We start from the raw sequence: 431 nt of genomic DNA, 5'->3' as shown, positions 1-431 counted from the left end.
TTATGCGGGTGAAGCCATCGGCAGCGCGATGAACATTATCCGCTTGCTGGTCAGCTTTGCGGTCTTCGCGATCGCGGCGATCGTCGTGCTCGACAATCTCGGGGTCAACGTCACCGGCCTCATCGCAGGCCTTGGCGTCGGCGGCATCGCGATCGGTCTGGCGGCACAGGGCATCTTTGCCGATCTGTTCGCGGCGCTTGCGATCCTGCTCGATCGCCCGTTCCGGCGTGGCGACGCGATCAGCTATGACAAATCGGCGGGCACGGTCGAGGCGATCGGGCTCAAATCGACGCGCATCCGCGGCGTCACCGGCGAGGAACGCATCGTCGCCAACAAGCAATTGCTCGAAAAGGAAATCATCAACAACACCCAGCGCGAATACCGCCGCGTGGTGTTCACGCTCGGGCTGGTGCAATGGACCCCGGTCGAAA

The 431-nt window shown here is 62.6% G+C and carries 1 protein-coding gene; it reads left to right on the top strand.

The window, feature by feature from the left end; translation table 11 throughout:
• Nucleotides 1–431 (top strand): mechanosensitive ion channel family protein (locus AACY45_RS28830; RefSeq protein ID WP_339548885.1); only part of this gene is annotated, 431 nt, incomplete at both ends.

Origin of the sequence: Pseudomonas sp. RA_35y_Pfl2_P32 (assembly GCF_963970735.1) — a bacterium.
In the GTDB taxonomy this organism is placed as follows: domain Bacteria; phylum Pseudomonadota; class Gammaproteobacteria; order Pseudomonadales; family Pseudomonadaceae; genus Aquipseudomonas.
The sequence above is the reverse complement of the archived record's forward strand: the minus strand, read 5'-3'. Positions and strand labels throughout refer to the sequence as shown.